The 19,649-nt window shown below is 40.2% G+C and carries 19 protein-coding genes; 3 read left to right on the plus strand and 16 right to left on the minus strand.

From position 1 onward, the window contains the following. Window positions 1-189 precede the first annotated feature (189 nt). The 3 genes from hpf to LIZ08_RS09485 form a co-directional block, all read right to left on the minus strand. Entirely contained in the window at window positions 190-732 is a 543-nt protein-coding gene (gene hpf / locus LIZ08_RS09475) for a ribosome hibernation-promoting factor, HPF/YfiA family (protein WP_003010301.1), read from the minus strand. An 81-nt stretch (window positions 733-813) separates the two neighbouring features. Continuing rightward, window positions 814-1,479 (minus strand): ComF family protein, encoded by a 666-nt coding sequence (locus LIZ08_RS09480; RefSeq protein WP_129299761.1) that lies wholly within the window; start codon window positions 1,477-1,479, stop codon window positions 814-816. Beyond that, window positions 1,476-2,774 carry a DEAD/DEAH box helicase gene (locus LIZ08_RS09485; RefSeq protein ID WP_024054566.1) on the minus strand — a complete coding sequence of 433 codons (1,299 nt, stop codon included), beginning with the start codon at window positions 2,772-2,774 and terminating at the stop codon, window positions 1,476-1,478. Before LIZ08_RS09485 ends, LIZ08_RS09480 begins: the two co-directional genes overlap by 4 nt. Before the next feature lie 55 nt (window positions 2,775-2,829). On the opposite strand from LIZ08_RS09485, the gene LIZ08_RS09490 reads away from it, so the two are divergent. Beyond that, entirely contained in the window at window positions 2,830-3,471 is a 642-nt protein-coding gene (locus tag LIZ08_RS09490) for a YigZ family protein (RefSeq protein WP_049486060.1), read from the plus strand. Window positions 3,472-3,593: 122 nt separating this feature from the next. Then, entirely contained in the window at window positions 3,594-4,517 is a 924-nt protein-coding gene (gene cysK / locus LIZ08_RS09495) for a cysteine synthase A (RefSeq protein ID WP_003004014.1), read from the plus strand. A gap of 50 nt (window positions 4,518-4,567) precedes the next feature. Here cysK and LIZ08_RS09500 read toward each other — a convergent pair whose 3' ends face one another. The 13 genes from LIZ08_RS09500 to LIZ08_RS09560 all read right to left on the minus strand — a co-directional run bounded on the left by LIZ08_RS09500 (window position 4,568) and on the right by LIZ08_RS09560 (window position 18,873). Further along, the gene (locus tag LIZ08_RS09500; protein WP_023920312.1) at window positions 4,568-4,933 is read right to left on the minus strand and encodes a S1 RNA-binding domain-containing protein; all 366 of its coding nucleotides are present in this window, start codon (window positions 4,931-4,933) and stop codon (window positions 4,568-4,570) included. Window position 4,934: 1 nt separating this feature from the next. Then, window positions 4,935-6,335 (minus strand): bifunctional Cof-type HAD-IIB family hydrolase/peptidylprolyl isomerase, encoded by a 1,401-nt coding sequence (locus LIZ08_RS09505; RefSeq protein ID WP_024054569.1) that lies wholly within the window; start codon window positions 6,333-6,335, stop codon window positions 4,935-4,937. A gap of 44 nt (window positions 6,336-6,379) precedes the next feature. Then, window positions 6,380-7,012 (minus strand): response regulator transcription factor, encoded by a 633-nt coding sequence (locus LIZ08_RS09510; RefSeq protein WP_024054570.1) that lies wholly within the window; start codon window positions 7,010-7,012, stop codon window positions 6,380-6,382. Further along, the gene (locus tag LIZ08_RS09515; RefSeq protein ID WP_024054571.1) at window positions 7,009-8,025 is read right to left on the minus strand and encodes a sensor histidine kinase; all 1,017 of its coding nucleotides are present in this window, start codon (window positions 8,023-8,025) and stop codon (window positions 7,009-7,011) included. Before LIZ08_RS09515 ends, LIZ08_RS09510 begins: the two co-directional genes overlap by 4 nt. Then, a complete protein-coding gene (gene liaF, locus LIZ08_RS09520; protein ID WP_003003865.1) occupies window positions 8,022-8,717 on the minus strand; it encodes a cell wall-active antibiotics response protein LiaF in 696 nt (231 codons plus the stop codon). The genes LIZ08_RS09515 and liaF overlap by 4 nt, the downstream gene beginning before the upstream one ends. A gap of 119 nt (window positions 8,718-8,836) precedes the next feature. Next, window positions 8,837-10,705 carry a Stk1 family PASTA domain-containing Ser/Thr kinase gene (pknB, locus tag LIZ08_RS09525; RefSeq protein ID WP_227038750.1) on the minus strand — a complete coding sequence of 623 codons (1,869 nt, stop codon included), beginning with the start codon at window positions 10,703-10,705 and terminating at the stop codon, window positions 8,837-8,839. Continuing rightward, complete coding sequence (locus tag LIZ08_RS09530; protein WP_129299753.1) at window positions 10,702-11,442, minus strand: Stp1/IreP family PP2C-type Ser/Thr phosphatase; 741 nt, start codon at window positions 11,440-11,442, stop codon at window positions 10,702-10,704. The genes pknB and LIZ08_RS09530 overlap by 4 nt, the downstream gene beginning before the upstream one ends. Before the next feature lie 21 nt (window positions 11,443-11,463). Continuing rightward, window positions 11,464-12,777, minus strand: a complete 1,314-nt coding sequence (gene rsmB / locus LIZ08_RS09535; RefSeq protein WP_227038751.1) for a 16S rRNA (cytosine(967)-C(5))-methyltransferase RsmB — start codon at window positions 12,775-12,777, stop codon at window positions 11,464-11,466. Continuing rightward, a complete protein-coding gene (gene fmt, locus LIZ08_RS09540; protein ID WP_227038752.1) occupies window positions 12,767-13,702 on the minus strand; it encodes a methionyl-tRNA formyltransferase in 936 nt (311 codons plus the stop codon). The genes rsmB and fmt overlap by 11 nt, the downstream gene beginning before the upstream one ends. An 11-nt stretch (window positions 13,703-13,713) precedes the next feature. Continuing rightward, window positions 13,714-16,122 (minus strand): primosomal protein N', encoded by a 2,409-nt coding sequence (locus LIZ08_RS09545; RefSeq protein ID WP_227038753.1) that lies wholly within the window; start codon window positions 16,120-16,122, stop codon window positions 13,714-13,716. A 63-nt stretch (window positions 16,123-16,185) separates the two neighbouring features. Beyond that, window positions 16,186-16,500: a DNA-directed RNA polymerase subunit omega gene (rpoZ, locus tag LIZ08_RS09550; RefSeq protein ID WP_003010339.1), complete on the minus strand. Its 315-nt coding sequence runs from the start codon at window positions 16,498-16,500 to the stop codon at window positions 16,186-16,188. Window positions 16,501-16,525: 25 nt separating this feature from the next. Continuing rightward, window positions 16,526-17,158, minus strand: coding sequence for a guanylate kinase (gene gmk, locus LIZ08_RS09555; RefSeq protein ID WP_049516131.1), 633 nt, complete (start codon window positions 17,156-17,158; stop codon window positions 16,526-16,528). Window positions 17,159-17,265: 107 nt separating this feature from the next. After that, the gene (locus LIZ08_RS09560; protein WP_049492366.1) at window positions 17,266-18,873 is read right to left on the minus strand and encodes a ribonuclease Y; all 1,608 of its coding nucleotides are present in this window, start codon (window positions 18,871-18,873) and stop codon (window positions 17,266-17,268) included. Window positions 18,874-19,107: 234 nt separating this feature from the next. Here LIZ08_RS09560 and LIZ08_RS09565 point away from each other — a divergent pair, with 234 nt between their 5' ends. Then, window positions 19,108-19,590, plus strand: coding sequence for an S-ribosylhomocysteine lyase (locus tag LIZ08_RS09565; RefSeq protein WP_024054576.1), 483 nt, complete (start codon window positions 19,108-19,110; stop codon window positions 19,588-19,590). Window positions 19,591-19,649: the final 59 nt, after the last annotated feature.

Genomic DNA, 19,649 nt, shown 5'->3' on the forward strand with positions numbered 1-19,649 from the left:
TTTTCAAAGGTCTTTGTCGCTCTCGCGCGACAACTATATTAGTATATCATGACCTTCTCTTACTGTCAATACTTTTTTTCAAAAAATTTTATTTTTTAGAAAGTTTTTAAGTTATATAAAGAATCAGGAGCACAGATGCTCCTGATTCTTCTATAATTTATTTGATGTTTTCAATCTCTTTTTTGATCTCTATTCTTTTACTTCCAATAGACCGATGTCTCCATCTTCTCTGCGGTAGATCACATTTGTTGTGTTATCCTCTGCATCACGATAAATGAAGAAGTCGTGTGCTAATAGATCCATTTGGAGGATAGCTTCATCTAAATCCATTGGTTCTAGATCAATTGTTTTTGAGCGAACAACTTTTTCTGTAGTTGCTGCTTCTTCTACAACTGCATCGGTAAACAATTTACCTGCACCAGATTTAATACGATTTTTCTTTTCGATTTTTGTTTTATTCTTACGAATTTGACGTTCAATTTTATCTACAACTAGATCAATTGAACCGTACATATCTTGAGAGACATCTTCTGCACGAAGTGTGATAGATCCAAGCGGAATGGTTACTTCTACTTTTGCGGTCTTTTCACGGTAAACTTTTAAGTTTACTCGAGCGTCTAGCTCTTGATCTGCCTGAAAATATTTTTCAATCTTTTCGAGTTTAGAAACGACATAGTCGCGAATGGCTTCTGTTACTTCTAGGTTTTCACCACGGATACTATATTTAATCATATTAGTACCTACTTTCTAAACATTATGTTTTTATTTATATGTATATTATAACGCTTTCATAAAGTTTTTGCAAATCTTTTTTTACCTTGCAATTGAAAATGTTTTTATTTCTTTCACACCTTTTTCAATTAGTAGGAGCTTCATTAATTCGATTGTTTTGCCCGTTGTGTAGATATCATCGAAGATTAGATATTTCTGCTTTTTTGAAATTTCTCCTTTTAATTGAAAGTGCTGAGAGGTTTTTAATCTTTCTTCTCTTGTTTTTTTTGATTGGGCTAAAGTGTCTTCTTTTTGGAATAGACTGTTGTACTTTATCTCTGCAAAATCCAGTATAGTCGATACTTGATTGAATCCTCTTTCCTGCTTTTTTTCATGGCTGATTGGAGTCGGTATTATCGTATAGCTTTTATACTTTTTCAAGGTTTTTTTGATGTCACTTGCAAATACCATTCCTAATAAACGATCGCCTTCAAATTTATATCTCCTGAAATAGTCCTTCATTGCTGCATTATATTTATATAATGCTTCATGTTCGACCATATTCCCCTTTTGTATCCAGTATTCGCAATCTTTACATACTTTCTCCTCCTGATCTTTATAACATCTAGGACAATGGACTTCGCCAATTTGTTCGAAGTCTTTTTTGCATTCTTTACAAATCCATTCTTCTTGTTGATTCATAAAAATAAGGTCTGTGAAATATTCACCAGTTTTCAACTCTTTCGTACAAAGCAAGCATTCTTTCAAAATCCAGCCTCCTGATTCATTTCCTTTATTTCTTTGATCGCTTTCTTCATTTCTCTTGTTATGCCATCTGATAGAAAAAGTAGTTTACCTGTTGGTCTTTCTTTACTTCGACCGACCCTTCCTGAAATTTGTACGAGAGCACTTTTAGTAAATAATTTGTGATTACTTTCTAAAACAAAGACATCTACAAACGGAAAAGTCACTCCTCTTTCTAAAATTGTTGTAGAGACTAGCATGGTTATGGCTCTGTTTCTAAACTCTTCTACCATTCGTAGACGGTCTGTTGTCTGTGAGGATACAAAACCTACTGTTTCTTTGGGAAAGTATTTTTTTAAGTTCTCGGTAAATTGTTGTCCTAATTCTATTTCAGATACAAAGATTAACAATGGGTAGTGAGTTTGTATTTGTTTCTTGATCAGTTGCAATAGTTGGTAAGGGATTCTTCCTTTTTCTATTTTTTCTCTCATTTTCGGCACCCATTTTATTTCAGGGACCACTAGTGGGTTCCCATGAAATCTTCTTGGAAGACTATAACGAATGATTTCTTTTTTCTTGACCTTTTTATCTAACTCATCTGTAGAGGTTGCTGTTAAATATAGGGTATTCCCCTCTTTTTTTATTGCATTCTGAGCTGCTTTATATAAGATTGGATTGTCTACATAGGGAAAAGCATCTACTTCATCTATAATAAGGAGATCAAAGGCCTGATAGAACTTTAGCAATTGGTGGGTTGTAGCGATCACTAAAGGCGTTCTAAAATAGGGCTCCGATTCTCCATGAAGCAAAGAGATGGGGCAGGAAAAATCTTCCTTCATCCTTCCGTACAATTCTATACAGACATCGATTCTTGGGGTAGCAATACAGACTGCTTTTCCTGCCTTGATCGCTGTTGCTACAACCTGATACATCATTTCCGTTTTTCCTGCTCCTGTCACAGCATGTACCAAGGCATGTTTTCCTGCTTTAACTGCTTGGATAAGTCCTTCAGATACCTCTTGTTGATAGGAAGTCAAGGTTCCCTTCCAGTTTAACACCTCCTGTCCTTCAAAGTCTTTCTGTGCAATAGCATAAAGTTTTTGATCACTCCGGATCCTCCCCAATTGGATACAGGCTCTACAATACAGTACCTCTTCACTCAACTTCCACAGTTTTTGATCAATCAAACTGCCACATCGAAAGCATTGGTACCTTCCATTCTCTTTTTCTATAGCTGGAAGTTCTTGGGCAATTTCTTTTAGATCATTTGTCATTTGACTCTTCGTTAAGAGTCTTCCATAAGAATCTTCTATCTTCATACTTATTAATTCGCAAAAGTTGGAGAAAATCATTCTTTTTTTGTAAAATAAGAATATGGAATATGTTACATTTAAAGAGAACGGCACTGTTCAAGAAGAAATCAAAAAATCAAAATTCATTTGTCATGTCAAGCGAGTCTCCTCTGAAGAGGAAGCTAGAGATTTTATCAATGCCATCAAAAAGGAACACTATAAGGCTACACATAACTGCTCTGCTTTCATCATTGGGGAACAAAGTGACATCAAACGGACCAGTGACGATGGAGAGCCTAGTGGAACCGCTGGGGTACCGATGTTAGGAGTTTTGGAGAATCATCGCATCACTAATAGTTGTGTCGTGGTTACCCGCTATTTTGGAGGTATTAAATTAGGTGCTGGCGGTCTGATTCGTGCTTATGCTGGAAGTGTTGCACAAGCAGTTCGAGAGATTGGACTGGTAGAAATCAAAGAGCAAGTGGTACTTGGGATCACACTTTCTTATTCCCAATACCAAGAATTTGCTAATTTCTTAAAAGACCATCAATTGGCGGAACAAGATCCGATGTTCACAGATCAGGTGATGACAACTATTTTTGTGGATAAAGAAAACACAAGTTCTATCACAGCAGCTTTAGTCGAATTTTATAATGGTAAAGTCATTATTGAGGACCAAGGAATTCGTGAGGTTGAAGTACCCCTATTTTCTGTAGAAAAATAATTAAAATACTATCGGCAACGATAGTTTTTTTTTATCACACCCATAAAATTTCTATATTTTACATTCTTCTCGCAAGAGACTATACTTGTTAGTATCAAGAAAACCTAGAACTGAGGTATATTATGGCTATTTATGAAAATATTACAGAACTGATTGGGAACACTCCGATTGTCAAATTGAACCGTCTTGTTCCTGAAGGAGCTGCAGATGTCTATGTCAAACTCGAAGCCTTCAATCCTGGATCATCTGTCAAAGACCGGATTGCTTTGAGCATGATTGAAAAAGCTGAAGCTGATGGCTTGATCAAACCAGGTGATACCATTGTCGAAGCAACTAGTGGGAACACAGGGATTGGTTTGTCATGGGTTGGCGCAGCTAAAGGATACAAAGTTGTGATTGTCATGCCTGAAACCATGAGTGTGGAACGTCGTAAAATCATCCAAGCCTATGGAGCTGAACTCGTTTTGACTCCTGGAAGTGAAGGAATGAAAGGCGCTATCGCTAAAGCTGAAGCAATCGCTGCAGAAAGAAATGGCTTCCTTCCTCTTCAATTTGAAAACCCTGCTAACCCAGAGGTACATGAAAGAACAACAGGACAAGAAATCGTTGATGCCTTTGGAAAAGATGGTTTAGATGCTTTTGTCGCAGGTGTTGGTACTGGTGGTACTGTTTCTGGTATTTCTCATACTTTGAAAAAGAATAATCCTGCTGTCAAAGTCTATGCCGTTGAGGCCAATGAATCTGCAGTCCTTTCTGGCGAAAAACCTGGACCACATAAAATCCAAGGGATTTCAGCTGGTTTTATCCCAAATACTTTAGACACTAATGCATATGATGGTGTTCGTCGCGTATCTTCAGAAGAAGCTTTCGAACTTGCACGCGCTATCGGTGGAGCTGAAGGATTCTTAGTCGGTATCTCAAGCGCAGCTGCTATCTATGCTGCTATTGAAGTCGCAAAAGAATTGGGAAGCGGTAAAAAAGTTCTTGCTCTTGCACCAGATAATGGAGAACGTTACCTTTCTACTACCCTTTACGAATTTGAATAATTCTCTATATCAAAAAAACTTCGATAGGTTTCATCAACCTATCGAAGTTTTTATTTTTTTTCTTGTTTGCTAAAGAATACCTTTCCTTCTTTGACCCAGGTCGGCATCTGTTGAGCTAAGGGCGCAAAACCACTCTTGTGGCGGTCATTTGAAAAACGATGGTGTCGAATACTTCGTTGTGGTGTTTCTTCTAGTGTTCTCAAAGAGAGGCTAGCTTTCTTAGAATATTCATCAACATCGATGACTTGGACAAAGACTTTTTCTCCAATTGAAAGAATATCATGAATATTACTTACATAACCACTTCTAATCTCTGAGATATGAATCAAGCCCGTGACACCCGACTCTAGTTCGACAAAGGCACCATAAGGTTGAATGCCTGTAATGGTCCCTTCTAACTTATCTCCAATTTTCATATTAGTCCTCAATCTCGATGGTTTCAATCACGACATCTTCTACTGGCTTATCCATCATCCCGGTCTCAACAGCCGCGATCTCATCCAACACAGCAAAAGAAGCTTCATCCATCAATTGTCCAAATACGGTATGGCGTTGATCTAGGTGAGGAGTTCCTCCTTCTGTCGTATAGATTTCAGCAATTTCTTCAGGCCAGCCACCGCGGACCAATTCCTTTTTCGAATATGGGAGATGTTGATTTTGTACAATAAAGAATTGGCTGCCATTTGTGTTTGGTCCAGCATTTGCCATTGAAAGGGCTCCGCGAATATTGTACAATTCTTTTGAAAATTCGTCTTCGAAGCTCTCCCCATAGATGGATTCACCACCCATACCTGTGCCTGTTGGATCTCCCCCTTGGATCATAAAATCTTTAATAATCCGATGGAAAATGACACCATCATAATAGCCAGACTTAGCAAGAGCTACAAAGTTTGCAACTGTTTTTGGCGCTTGATCCGGGAACAATTGAATGTTCATCTCACCGTGATTGGTTTTGATCACAGCGACAGGACCGTCAACCGTAGCAAGTTCTAACTGTGGTAATGTCAATTCTTTTTCAACCATATTTAACTCCTCTAAGGCATAGAATATGCCATCTTCTTCTAAATTCTTAGTGATATAATCAGCTTTTTCTTGTAACTCTGGGGCAGATTTTCCCATTGCGATACTAATTCCAGCGTAATCAAACAGTTCTAGATCATTTAATCCATCCCCAAATACTAAAACATTCTCTGGCTTCAAGCCCAAATGATTTACAAGATGAGAAACTCCTGAAGCTTTTGAAGCTTCAAAGCGAACAACATCTGACGAATGGGGATGCCACGAAACTAGGCGCAAGTTCTCTTGCAAAGAAGGGGGCAACTCTAGCTCACTATCCTGTTCATCAAAGGTCCACATTTGGAAAATAGGTTCTTTCAAATGCAGATCTGGATCTACTGGTAAGTTTGGATAAATGATGTCAATAGCATCACTGATCAAGGGTGTCCGATTAGACAGGGAAGCTTGATGACTAGCTACTAACCCATAATCAATCTCGGATTCTTTGGCCCAATCCACAAAAGAAGAAACGATTGCTTCATTGATTGGTGATTGGTAGATCACAGTTCCTTTTGTATCTTCTATATAGGCACCGTTTAAGGTTACTAGAAAATCAGGCTTTAAGTCCATGATTTCAGGAACAACCCCAAAAATCCCTCTACCCGTTGCAATCCCTGTTCGGATTCCTTTTTCTTTCAATTGATGAAAGACTTCTTTGACAGATTCTGGGATCAATCCAGTTTCTTTTGCACGTAATGTATCATCAATATCAAAAAAGACGATTTTAACTTTTTTGGCTTTATAACGTAATTTTGCGTCCACTTGTCTCCCCCTTATGATCATGCTCTATTATAGCATGTTTCCCTTTAAAAATCTTCTTGATTCACCAGATGGTGTCGGAAGGCATAGACGACTGCTTGCGTCCGATCACTGACTTCTAATTTGGATAAGATGTTGGAGACATGGGTCTTCACTGTTTTTAAAGAAATGAAGAGTTCATCTGCTATTCGTTGATTTTCATATCCTTTCGTCAATAAAGCCAGAATATCTCGTTCTCTAGCTGTCAAATCATCATGCAATTCAGCATGGTTCTTTCGTGACTTAACTTTTTGACTAACTTCTGTCTCAATTGCAAATTCTCCCTTTGCAACCTTTCTGACAGCCTGTAAGATCTCAGTTGCTGACGAAGTCTTTAAGATATACCCTTTTGCACCTGCATCTAAGACTGGGTAAATCTTTTCGTTATCTAAATAAGACGTCAAAATGACAATTTTAGCTTCCGGCCACTCTTTTAGGATGGCTAGAGTCGCATCGATTCCATTTAGCTCTGGCATCACAATATCCATGATGATGACGTCTGGTCTTTCTTTCAGCGCCAAGTCCACCCCTTCATGCCCATTTTTCGCCTCTAAGACTTGCTCAATATCGGTTTGCATGGACAAAAAGCTTTTCAATCCCAATCGAACCATTTCATGGTCGTCTACTAATAATACTTTCATACAGTTTCCTTTTCATTTTTCTCTTTTACAAGGAGGGGAACGCGAATATCCACAGCCACTCCCTTTTGAGGACTCGTTCTTATTTTAATGGTTCCCGCCATGTCCTCTACACGTTCTTGAATATTTTTCAACCCATAACTCAATCGTTCCAATTTTTCCTGCTCAAAGCCGATTCCATCATCTACCATCCGTAAATGAAGTTGTTTTCCTTCCTGATGCAAAAAGACATCCATTTGTTGAGCTCTAGCGTGTTTCAAGGTATTGCTGACAATTTCTTGGACGATCCGAAATAGATGTTCTTCCATTTCTTTTGGAATGCTCACGTCATTATGATGGAAGACAACTGTTAGGTTACTCTTTTCCTTCAATTCTCTAAAAATCATCTCCATCCCTTCTACCAAACTTTTTCCTTCCAATTCTGTAGGACGAAGATGTAGGAGCAAGACGCGTAAATCATTTTGGGCTGTACCTAGAATATCTGACACACCATTTAGTTGCTGCTGGATCTGACTTTTCTCTAACTCAAGAGCCTGTGCTGCCACTCCAGATAAAATCATATTGGCTGCAAACAATTCTTGACTAACCGTGTCATGTAGATCACGCGCAATTCTCTTACGCTCGATTTCCACAATTTCTTCTTCATTTCGCATCACACGATTTTCACTTTTTTGTAAATTTTCTTCTAGTCGAAGCAATTTGCTGTCCAATAAATCTAACTGTTGATTCAATTCTTTGGGGGCAATTTCTTTTCGCTGTGAAGCAGTCAGGATAGATTCTACCTTTTGTTGTACTGCATGAACCGTTACAAATTGCGTGATTTTAATTATTAAGACAACCAAAGCCGTCAATGCAAGCGTCAGACTAAAAACCAAAAATAGGAATGACTGAAGCAAGGAAAGATCTGAGAGAAGTTTGCCCCACTGAAAACCAACAAAATGGAAAATGGTATGACAAATGACCGCAACTACCATTAGGGAATAGAAGTACAATAGGAGATAGTCTAATTTCTTCATGCGCGAATCACCTCAACATCCCCAACAATACCAACTAACACAATTTTTATAGAACGGTGCGATCTCCGATAATGTGCCGTTTCAATGTCTATGGTTTCATTCCTCATTTTACGGACAGGAAGATCCAAAAACTTCAGATCTCCATACAGGGTGTTAATTTGTAAATGCAATTCCAAATCAATCGGTAAGATAATTTTTGTATTTCCAAACCCTTTCCGAATGATCACTACATTGTCCCAATTGCAAATGGCTACCTCCTCTAAATGGAGGGTGTCATTCCCAAAAACTCGGATCACATTCAGATCTCGATACCCTCGACTTTGCTTTGAAAAATGTTGTAAATCACCAATCCATCGAGTTTTTTCCTGACGAATTTTCGTATCCTCTTCAACATCAAACACAACGGCTTCATTTTCCTTATACATATAAGGGTAGGCGATCAATAAACCATAAACCACCGCAAATAAAATGGCTGCAATCACAAAAGGATTCAGCATCACGATAAAAAACAAGAGCACACTCAGCGCGATTAATAGAAAATTCGCTTTTTGTTTGCCAAAATAGTAATACAAAAGGAGCAAAAAGAGAACCATCAAGACAACAAATCTGGAAAAATCGATTGATAAAATGGTGATCGCTGCTAATGTTAACAAAACGGCTTCAACGAAAATAAAAATTTGTATTTTCCACATAGTCTACCTCATCTTTTCCTATTTTATCAAATTTTTCCTCATTTGACTTCCGTCTGTGGTTGGATAATAGCAGACAATCAAAAAGACCCAGAAATCCATCTGAGTCTTAGACTGATTTATTAATCTCCACTAGTTGCACTACTGCTTGAACTTTCTGTATCTGATCGTTCACCAGAGGATGAACTAGATGTATCAGAACTTGATGAGGCTTTCGTACTTGAAGAAGCTGTCACTTTAGGCTCATATACCGTTAAAACAATTCGTGTTCGGTTAATATCCACCGTACTCGAAACTTCTGGAGTTTGACTAACAATTTGACCTGCAGAAACAGATACTCCATCAGGGAGATGTTCTGTTTTTCTTAATTCGATATTGGCTTCTTTAATACCATAGATCTCAATCAAATTACTTCTAGCAAAATCATAAGTTGATCCAACATAGTTTGGCATTTCAATTGAAGTCGTTTCTTTCGCTACTTTCAAAACAATCTTTGTTTTTGAATTCAGAGAATATTGTTCTCCTGGAGCTGGAGTTTGTTCAAGAACTGTCCCTGCAGCATAATCGAAGGTCTCAACTTCTTCAATCGTGATCATTTTGCTTGATACTTTATAAGTATTTTTCAGATCTTCTTCTGCTGCTGCCCGTGTTTCACCCACGTAATTTGGCATTTCAAAGCTGTTTGGTCCTTTGGAAACAATCAAATCAATTCGACTTTGTTCTTTCTTTTGAGCCCCTGCATTTGGATTGGTTCGAATGACATAACCTTCTGCAACCGAATCACTGTACTCTTCTTTCTCTTCACCGACTTGAAGGTCTTGTCCCTCAATAACCGCTCTAGCTTCGGCAATGGTTTTGCCGGAAACATCTGGAACTGTTTTATTGGCTGGGCTCATATACAACAAGAAAGTAAAGGCTGCAAGAACTAGGGCAATGGCAACAAACAATACCTTGTAGCGCGCCCGCAAGCGTCTTCTTGGCTTTTTACTTGGTGCCATTGTCTGCTGGTTAGATAATGGTCGATTAGGATCTACCGAACTGATTTCACTGCGTACCTCAGAGATTGGAACAGGAGCCGTCTTTGGAGTTGGACTCACTTTTGGAAGAGTCTTTGTATCAGCTTTCGATTGATCTTCAAAAATCAGTTTTTTCTCATTTCTTCTCTCGTAGGACAAGCAACTTGAAAGGTCCACATACATCTCTGCCACTGATTTATAGCGATCCGTCAGTTTTTTAGCTGTCGCTTTGATCACCACATTTTCTAAAGCTTGTGGAACATTCTTATTTTCTTCACGAATAGAGGGGAGTGGCTTTTGAAAATGCTGCAAAGCAATTGTGACTGCACTATCTCCATCATAAGGAATGTGTCCTGTCAACATCTCATAGAAAATAATCCCCATCGCGTAGATGTCACTTTGCACCGTAGCTTTTGATCCACGCGCCTGCTCAGGGGACAAATAATGAACCGACCCCAACATCGAGTTGGTCTGGGTCAAGCTAGTCTCTGCGAAGGCCACTGCAATCCCAAAGTCTGAAACTTTTGCTGTTCCATCTGGTGTCAAGAGGACATTCTGTGGTTTTAAATCTCTATGGATAATGCCACGCGTATGGGCAAGACGCATAGCTAGAAGGATCTGCCCCATCAAACGAACAGCTTCTTCATTTGATAAAGGAGCATTTTCTTTGATATAGCGTTTCAAGTCTAAACCTGCAACATATTCCATTGCAAGGTATTGTTGTCCTTCTTCTTCGCCAATGTCTGTAATCCGAACGATATTTGGATGGTCCAGCTCTGCCATCGCCTTTGCTTCACGCTGAAAACGCGCAACTGCAATGGGATCCGTCTGGTAATTCGTACGCAGTACCTTGACTGCAACTTCTTCCCCATCCAAAATCAAATCACGCGCAAGATAAACATCTGCCATCCCGCCGCGTCCAATTTGTTGGATGATTTTATATCGCCCGGCAAAAATTTTGCCGATTTGAATCATGCTGCGTCCTCCTCAGTAAAGTGGAGCAGTACAACGGTGATATTATCCAAGCCTCCAGCATTATTGGCAAAACGAATCAAGGTTTGAGCTTTTTCTTCCAGTGAAACATCACTCAAGACAATGTCTCTGATTTCATCTGGGCCAATCATATTGGTTAAACCGTCACTATTGATCAAAATATAATCATCTGCTTCAACCGTCACCAAACCATAATCCGGCTCTAACTCATCTTTTTGACCAATGGACTGAGTGATGATGTTACGTTGAGGATGATGGGCAGCTTCTTCCTCTGTAATTTGACCAGCTCGTAAAAGAGCATTTACAAGAGAATGGTCACTGGTCAACTGCTGGTATTTGCCTTGACGAATGAGGCCAATCCGTGAATCCCCAACGTGGGCATAAATCACTTGTCCTTCTACAAAAGCCAAGGCTTCTAGTGTCGTTCCCATTCCTTTGTGCTCATCATCTTGCCCAGCCAAATGAATCCGACGATTCACAGCTTCTAAATGTTCTGCAAACCATTCCCGTACTTGATTAACCGTCTCGATCTCAGAAGAAACCCAAGCCGCACCTAGGTCTGTGACTGCCATTTCACTAGCAATATTTCCGGCACGGTGTCCTCCCATACCATCAGCAAGAAAAACCATCGGTTTTCCTGCCTTGTTTGTATATTGATTTGCATAGTCTTGGTTATTTGTCCGTCTTTGACCTACATCGGTTAAGATCGTCATATCCATACTGTCAGTTTCCTCCTGATATTATGAGATTCTCTTAAAACGACTGATAAAGAAGCCGTCGCTTCCATATAATTCGGGTGTAATAAGGATACAATCATTTTTAAGAATATCTTTTCTTTCGTGATCCAATGGGACTTGTTCGAAATTTGGATGGTTTTTCAAAAATTGGTCCACCACTTCAAAATTCTCTTTACCCATAATTGTACACGTACTGTACACTATTATACCACCTTTACGCACACTTTGACAAACACTATCCAGAATGGCCAATTGAATAGCTTGTAAAGATACAAAATCTGCACTCTCTTTATTGTACTTGATATCAGGCTTTCTCCGTATCAAACCAATCCCTGAACAAGGCGCATCCACCAAAATTTTATCGAAAGCATCAGGTCCAAATGTTTCAAAGACTTTTGTCGCATCTAACTTCTTTGTCAAAATTTTGTCCGCAACATGGAGCCGATTAGCATTTTCTTGAATCAATTTGAGCTTATGGTCATAGAGATCCAAGGCTGTGACTTTCCCAGTTGTGAGATAAGAAGCCAGGTGGGTCGTCTTTCCACCTGGCGCCGCACAGGCATCTAAAACCCACTCATCTCCTTGCAAATCCAAAGCTGGTGCCACCAATTGACTGGACTCGTCTTGAATAGTAATGCGTCCCTCTTTAAACAAGGAATGCGCCGTAAAATGTCCCTGCTCTTTCACGAGAGCGGACGGAGCAAGTAGAGAGGAGGTTGCTTCGAACAGCTGAGCCAACTCTTCTTTTTCGTCCAGATCAATCACACGAATACTGGATTTATTACGCTGATAAAGACTCTTAAAAATTGCACAAGCACGTTCTTCACCGTATTCTTCGATCAATGCTTTGACCAACCATACAGGTAGGGAATACTCTACCGAATAACGTTTGTTCTTTCGCTTGATTGTATCAATAGCTGGTAGTCCTTCGCGGATGAGCTTTCTAAGAATAGCATTGACAAACTTCTCACTGCCTTCTTTACGACGTTTTGCTATCCGGACAGCTTCATTGACGATGGCATGATCAGGAATTCGGTCTAAATAGACAAGTTGATACAAACTCATCATCAAAAGATAATAGAGCCAAGGATCTAATTTCGTCCGGTCTTCAATCACGTGGGCGAGATACCACTCGAGTGTTATCTTCCGTGCTACCGTACCGTATACAACTTCCGTAACAAAGCTTCTATCTTTATCTGAAAGTTGAGAGTGTTCTAGCGCTTGATTTAGTGCAATATTAGAATAAGCTCCCTGTTCAAAAACCTCTTCTAACACTCGAACGATCTGTTCACGCGCATTCATTTGTTTAACTTCCAAAGTGATCTCCTACTTTCAATTGACGGCCAGCGCCATTCAAAAAGTCTGTGATGGACATTTTAGGTTTTCCTGCCGGCTGCACAACTTTGAGGGACAGCGCTCCTTCTCCTGCAGCGACCAGCAACTCTTTTTTAGTCAAACCAATCACTTCTCCTGGATTTCCATTTCCTTTGCATAGCTCTGCTTCGTAGACTTTAAAGCGTTGACCATTTAATAACGTATGAGCGACCGGCCAAGGATTCATCCCTCGAATCTGATTAAAGACTTGGCGGTTGGTTTTGGTCCAGTCCAAAACCTCTTCTTCCGGCAAAATATTCGGTGAAAATGTGACCAAACTTGGATCTTGTGGACTTGGCTTGATCTCCCCTGCTAGGTAAGCTGGCAAAGTATCTAGGAGTAAGTCACGTCCAAGGACTGCCAATTTTTCAAACAAAGTTCCCACATTGTCCTCATCTAAAATTGGGAGAGAACGAGCTGCAATCATGTCTCCGGCATCCATTTCCTTGACCATTTCCATAATTGTAACCCCAGCTTCTTCGTCACCATTGATCAGGGCATAGTGAATGGGAGCTCCACCTCTATATTTAGGTAATAAAGACGCGTGGACATTCACCGCGAATTGAAAGTTCTCCAACAATTTTGTCGGTAAAAATTGTCCAAAAGCAGCGGTCACAATTCCATCTGCATCCAGTGATAAGAGAGTTTCCATTTCTGGACTACCCGATAATTTCTCCGGCTGAAGAACCGGTAGTTGATATTCCAAAGCTACCTGCTTCACCGGGGTCATTCGAATCTCTTTTTTGCGACCTACTTTGCGGTCTGGTTGAGTCACAACTGCCAAAATTTCATAGCGCGAATCTGCTAACAATCCCTTTAAAACCGTCGCTGAAAAATCAGGCGTTCCCATAAAAATTAATTTTGTCATTTCTTTCTTCCTTACATAAAACTTTGAGGTTCATTATCAATACTGACACGTAAATCTTGGTTGCCTCTTTCTTGTGTAAATTCTAAGATTTGATTCAAGACCTGTGTCATGCCTTCTTCAAAACGATATTTCACAATGATTTGATAATGATACAAATTATGTGTGCGTGCAATTGGTTTAGGTGTTGGTCCTAAGATTTGGACCTGATCAGATAAGCCAGATCGGAGAATTTCCATGACCTGATGTGACTTCTCCATCACCATTTCCTCACTCTTATGGGATAGGGTTAACCCAACTGTGAAGTAATAAGGTGTATAGCCTAACTGCCGGCGAATCTGCATTTCATAGGCAAAAAAGCCTTCATAATCTTGGTCTTTGGCAAATCGAATCGCATAATGATTGGGGTTGTAGCTTTGAATGATAACCTCTCCTTCTTTCTCTGCTCGTCCGGCCCTTCCTGCCACCTGAGTCAAGAGTTGAAAGGTTCTCTCAGAGGATCGATAATCCGGTAAATTTAAAGAAGTATCCGCATTCAAGACACCCACTAACGTCACATTTGGAAAATCCAACCCCTTCGCAATCATTTGCGTCCCTAACAAAATATCCGCTTCTCCATTCCCGAAAGCATCTAATATCGCTGCGTGGCTCCCTTTTTTTCGAGTGGTATCCACATCCATGCGCAGAATTTTAGCTTCAGGAAAGATCTCTTGTAATTCATTATAGGCTTTTTGCGTTCCTGTCCCGTAATAACGAATGGAAGGACTTTGGCAATTTGGACAGTGTCGAGGAATCGCTTTGCTATAGCCACAATAATGACAGTTCATGGTTTTAGTATCCATGTGGAGGGTCAGTGAGATATCACAATTGGGACAAGTATCTACAGTTCCACACTCGCGACACATGACAAAGCTGGAATAACCACGGCGGTTCAACATCAAGACAACCTGCTCTTTTTTCTGCAAGCGATCAGCAATAGCTTCCACTAGAACCGGAGTGAAGTTACCAGCTTCATTTTGACCAATATAATCACGAAAATCAACGACTTTAACTTCTGGAATTTTGGCTGCCGGATTGGCCCGTTGGGTGAGACGAATTAATTCATAAACCCCTTTTGTTGCACGAGCCCGCGATTCTAAACTTGGTGTAGCAGATCCAAGAAGCAAAACTGCTTGATTGTACTGAGCTCTTAAGACCGCGACTTCCCTTGCGTGGTAGCGTGGGTTACTATCTTGTTTGTAGGAAGCCTCGTGCTCTTCATCAATGATGATGGCTCCGATGTTTTTTAAAGGGGCAAAGATGGCTGAGCGCGCTCCAACGACTACCTTAGCCTCCCCACGTTCAACTTTCCGCCATTGATCATACTTCTCACCGTTTGATAAACCCGAGTGCAGAATGGCTACTTCCTGGCCAAAACGCGAGATAAAACGATCCGTCATCTGTGGCGTCAGGGAAATCTCAGGGACCAACATAATAGCCGTTTTCCCCTTATTTAGAACTTCCTGAATAATCTGCAGATAAACTTCTGTTTTCCCACTTCCAGTCACACCTTCTAATAAGAAGGGCTTTGATTCTTTCCCAAGTTTAGAAACAACTGTTTTTACAGCCTTTGATTGTTCTGGATTTAAGACTAAAGCTCGGGTTTGTTTTTTTCCTTCATAGTAAGATGCTGCCCGATTCACTTCTCGTTCGGTAATTTCTAATATATCCTGATCAATAAAATAGGCCACTACTTCTCGTGAAAAATCCTGATACAATCCTGCTAAAGGTTGCTCCTCTTGCTCTAGCAACAGGCGTTCTTTCAATACTAGTCTTTTTTTAGCTCTCGCAGTCGGTTGCAGTTCTTTTAATCGTTCCTGGTTAACGCGATACCATTTTTCTGTTTTAATTTGTTTCTTATCCTTGGCCTTGTATTCAAGTACCAAATCTCCTTTTCTGACCAACCGCATCACTTGGGCTTGATCGGCCGCATCTAGAGAAGAAAAAGAAACTTCATTTTTTTCACCAAAAAGTTTCACTTTGAGAGTTGGATCTAAAGAAGGTTGAGGATACAAAATCTTATCATAACTCGAATTGAGGAGAGAAGGAAGCATGGTTTTTAAAATCGTGATCTTATAAGAAAAAACACTTTTTCGTAATTGATCCGCCAACCAAAACTGCTCTTGATTTAAGACCGGAGTGTAATCCAAGATCTCCACAATCGCTTTCAATTCCTCGCTTGTGTCTGCCTCTTCTAAAACATCTACCACAATCCCTTGAATGAGGCGATTCCCTTTACCAAAGGGGACATGAACTCGCATACCTGCCCCCACCATATCCTCAAATTCTGATGGGATCTGATAGGAATAGGGTTTATCTGTCTGCATCAATGGGACATCTACGATGACTTTTGCTATCACTTTTTCACCTCCAGCCTCTATCATATGAGCTTTACTTTATCACGGAACCCTTTAAATAGCAAAAAATAAGATTGAGAAGCCCCAACCTTAAATTTTTTCACCATCTTCTTTTTCTTTGGCAATTTGTTCCTTAATTTTGCGCTCTTCTTCTTCTTTGCGAATCCGCTCTGCTTCAATCCGACGACGAAGCGCTTCACGTTTTGCTTCTGGATCCGGGTGAACAACTACGTTTCCAGACTCGATTTCTTCAAGCGCTTGTAATGTTGATTTAACTGATTGGAATTCTTGAGTTGGTACTGCACCACTTTCCAATTCGTGGGCCCGTTTTGCCTCAAGAATGACCAATGAATATTTTGATGGTACTTTGTCAAGCAATGTATCAATAGAAGGTTTTAACATCATATTCCTATACCTAATTTCTAATTATTTATCTCTTCACAATAGTTTGTGTTTTTGGTAACATATCCAGATAATGGCCAATGACACGGTCTACACGGAAATGCTCTGCTTCGATCACACGTTTGACACGTTGAGCAGCAAGAGGAACTTCATCGTTCACAATTGCGTAGTCATATTCACGCATCATGGCGATTTCTTCTTTTGCTTTTTCAATCCGTTGCGCAATGACTTCTGCACTATCTGTTCCGCGTCCCACTAATCGATCTTGTAATTCATCCAAATCAGGCGGGGTTAAGAAGATAAAAACTGCATCTGGCACTTTTTTCTTTACTTGGAGCGCACCTTGAACTTCAATTTCAAGGAATACATCAATTCCTTTGTCCAAGGTTTCATTCACATAAGTTAAAGGAGTCCCATAGTAATTTCCAACGTACTCAGCATACTCTAACATTTGCCCTTGACGGATCAAATCTTCAAATTCTTCACGTGTACGGAAAAAATAATCGATACCATCCACTTCACCTGGACGTTGTGCACGCGTCGTCATCGATACAGAATACTGAAACTGATTGTCCGAGTTTTCAAAAATTTCTCGTCTGACCGTTCCTTTTCCAACCCCTGAAGGGCCAGAAAATACAATTAATAAGCCACGATCCGCCATGATTTCTCCTTCAATGTCTTTCTATCTAGTGTAACAAAAATCGGCCTAATTTTCAACTGATTTTTTTCATTCAAAAAGCTTGAGATGCTAGATCTCAAGCTTTTCGTTTATTTTGCGTAATCTACTGCACGCAATTCTCGAATAACGGTAACCTTAATGTTTCCAGGATATTCAAGATTTGACTCTATCTTCTCACGAATATCATGAGCTAAGATCGTCACTTTATCATCCTTGATTGCCTCAGGGCTCACCATAATACGGATTTCACGTCCTGCTTGAAGGGCGAAACTTGTCTTAACTCCTTCAAAGCTGTTTGCAATTTCTTCAAGATCTTGCAAACGCTTGATGTAACTTTCAAGTGACTCACTTCGTGCTCCAGGTCGAGCCGCACTCAAGGCATCAGCTGCAGCGACAATGACTGCGATAACACTTTCAGGTTCCACATCTCCATGGTGACTGGCAATAGTATTGACCACCACTGGGTGTTCCTTGTACTTCCGTGCCAATTCAGTTCCAATCTCGACGTGACTTCCTTCCACTTCACGGTCAATCGCTTTACCGATATCATGTAAGAATCCTGCACGTCGTGCCAAAGTAGCATTTTCACCCAACTCGCTAGCAATAATACCAGAAAGTTTGGCAACTTCAATGGAGTGACGCAAAACATTTTGACCATAAGAAGTACGGAATTGCAACCGTCCCATGATTTTCATCAAATCTGGATGGAGGTTTGGCGCACCGATTTCATAGGCAGCCGCCTCACCGTATTCACGAATCCGGTTGTCAATTTCCTGGCGGTTCTTCTCAACCAGCTCTTCGATGCGGGCTGGATGGATCCGTCCATCTTTGAGAAGGCTCTCCATTGTCATACGGGCAATTTCACGACGAATCGGATCAAACCCTGACAAGGTCACCACTTCAGGCGTATCATCAATAATCACATCGACACCTGTCAAACTCTCAAAGGTACGAATATTGCGACCTTCACGACCGATAATCCGACCTTTCATACTATCGTCCGGCAAATGAACGGTTGAGTTTGTTTGCTCAGCAACAAAATCACCTGCCATTCGCTGCATAGCTTGCACGAGAATGTCTTTTGCGATTTTATCAGAACGTTCTTTCACTTCCAATTCAGCATCACGAATCCGTGAGGCAATTTCTTTTGAAAGTTGCTCTTCCGTCTGACTCAAAATAATGTCACGCGCTTCTCCTTGACTTAGAGCAGCGACACGTTCCAGTTCTTCTACTTTCTTGTGTTCAAGCTCTTCCAGCTGTTGTTCACGCGCATCAATGTGTTTAGTTCTATCTGTAAGACTTTGCTCTTTGTGTTCAAGAGACTGTTCTTTGCTTGTTAAAATGTCGTCTTTGCGATCAAGATTGCTAGCACGTTCTGCCAAACGGCTTTCTAATTGCTTCAATTCTTGTCGTTCTGACTTAAACTCAGCATCGACCTCTTCACGATATTTTCTGGCTTCTTCCTTTGCCTCCAAAAGTGCTTCTTTTTTAAGTGAACTTGACTCATGCTTCGCCTCTTTTAAAATCAAATCGGCTTCGCGTTCTGCCTGTCCACGTAAATTCGTTGCTTCTTGTTCAGCATTCAAAAGGGTGAGTTCCGCAGCTTCTTTTGAAGCTTTCATTTTAAGAGCAGTTCCCACATATCCAATGACTAAACCAATGACCGCGGCAAAAACACCTGTAATAACAAAATTCATGCTTTTACCCCAAATCTATTTAATTAGTTGAATTAAAAATTCTTTTACATTTTACCATAAATTACTAAAATTAACAATCTAAAAAAACAGGAAAAACCTTTTATATTTTTGCTTAACGCTTGTTCTTTTATCGACTTTTCTTTCATGGAACATCTGTGAGACATTCATTTATTTCCACTTTGTTGAATCTGCTTTTTTATGCTATAATCAAGAAAAACAAAGAAGGATTTGAGTATGACAAAAGAAGTAATTGTTGAAAGTTTTGAATTGGACCACACAGCTGTGAAGGCTCCCTATGTACGCTTGATTGGGGAAGAAACTGGACCCAAAGGAGACATCATCTCCAACTTTGATATTCGCCTGGTGCAGCCCAATGAAAATGCAATTCCAACGGCAGGGCTCCACACGATCGAGCACCTTCTTGCGATGCTTATTCGCAAACGCATCGATGGTATGATTGATTGTTCCCCATTTGGATGTCGCACCGGTTTTCATATGATCATGTGGGGACAGCATTCGAGTACGGAAATTGCTAAAGTGATTAAAGAATCTTTAGAAGAAATTGCATCAGTCAGCACTTGGGAGGATGTCCCAGGCACAACCATTGAGTCTTGTGGAAATTACAAGGACCACAGCCTCTTCTCAGCCAAAGAATGGTGTCGCTTGATTCTAGATCAAGGAATCTCAGATGATCCATTTGAACGTCATCTTGTTTAATACGAAAAAGAGGCTGGGACAAAAGTCCTAGCCTCTCAATTATTTTTGGATTGTCGAGC

This window comes from Streptococcus sp. 210928-DFI.4.42 (assembly GCF_020554365.1).
Taxonomy (GTDB): Bacteria; Bacillota; Bacilli; order Lactobacillales; family Streptococcaceae; genus Streptococcus; species Streptococcus parasanguinis_S.

Bases quoted from the DNA above. Each gene is read 5' to 3' on its own strand.
- hpf (WP_003010301.1), bottom strand. From the start codon at position 732: ATGATTAAATATAGTATCCGTGGTGAAAACCTAGAAGTAACAGAAGCC.
- LIZ08_RS09485 (WP_024054566.1), bottom strand. From the start codon at position 2,774: ATGAAGATAGAAGATTCTTATGGAAGACTCTTAACGAAGAGTCAAATG.
- LIZ08_RS09490 (WP_049486060.1), top strand. From the start codon at position 2,830: ATGGAATATGTTACATTTAAAGAGAACGGCACTGTTCAAGAAGAAATC.
- cysK (WP_003004014.1), top strand. From the start codon at position 3,594: ATGGCTATTTATGAAAATATTACAGAACTGATTGGGAACACTCCGATT.
- LIZ08_RS09500 (WP_023920312.1), bottom strand. From the start codon at position 4,933: ATGAAAATTGGAGATAAGTTAGAAGGGACCATTACAGGCATTCAACCT.
- LIZ08_RS09510 (WP_024054570.1), bottom strand. From the start codon at position 7,012: ATGAAAGTATTATTAGTAGACGACCATGAAATGGTTCGATTGGGATTG.
- LIZ08_RS09515 (WP_024054571.1), bottom strand. From the start codon at position 8,025: ATGAAGAAATTAGACTATCTCCTATTGTACTTCTATTCCCTAATGGTA.
- liaF (WP_003003865.1), bottom strand. From the start codon at position 8,717: ATGTGGAAAATACAAATTTTTATTTTCGTTGAAGCCGTTTTGTTAACA.
- pknB (WP_227038750.1), bottom strand. From the start codon at position 10,705: ATGATTCAAATCGGCAAAATTTTTGCCGGGCGATATAAAATCATCCAA.
- LIZ08_RS09530 (WP_129299753.1), bottom strand. From the start codon at position 11,442: ATGGATATGACGATCTTAACCGATGTAGGTCAAAGACGGACAAATAAC.
- fmt (WP_227038752.1), bottom strand. From the start codon at position 13,702: ATGACAAAATTAATTTTTATGGGAACGCCTGATTTTTCAGCGACGGTT.
- LIZ08_RS09545 (WP_227038753.1), bottom strand. From the start codon at position 16,122: ATGATAGAGGCTGGAGGTGAAAAAGTGATAGCAAAAGTCATCGTAGAT.
- rpoZ (WP_003010339.1), bottom strand. From the start codon at position 16,500: ATGATGTTAAAACCTTCTATTGATACATTGCTTGACAAAGTACCATCA.
- gmk (WP_049516131.1), bottom strand. From the start codon at position 17,158: ATGGCGGATCGTGGCTTATTAATTGTATTTTCTGGCCCTTCAGGGGTT.
- LIZ08_RS09560 (WP_049492366.1), bottom strand. From the start codon at position 18,873: ATGAATTTTGTTATTACAGGTGTTTTTGCCGCGGTCATTGGTTTAGTC.
- LIZ08_RS09565 (WP_024054576.1), top strand. From the start codon at position 19,108: ATGACAAAAGAAGTAATTGTTGAAAGTTTTGAATTGGACCACACAGCT.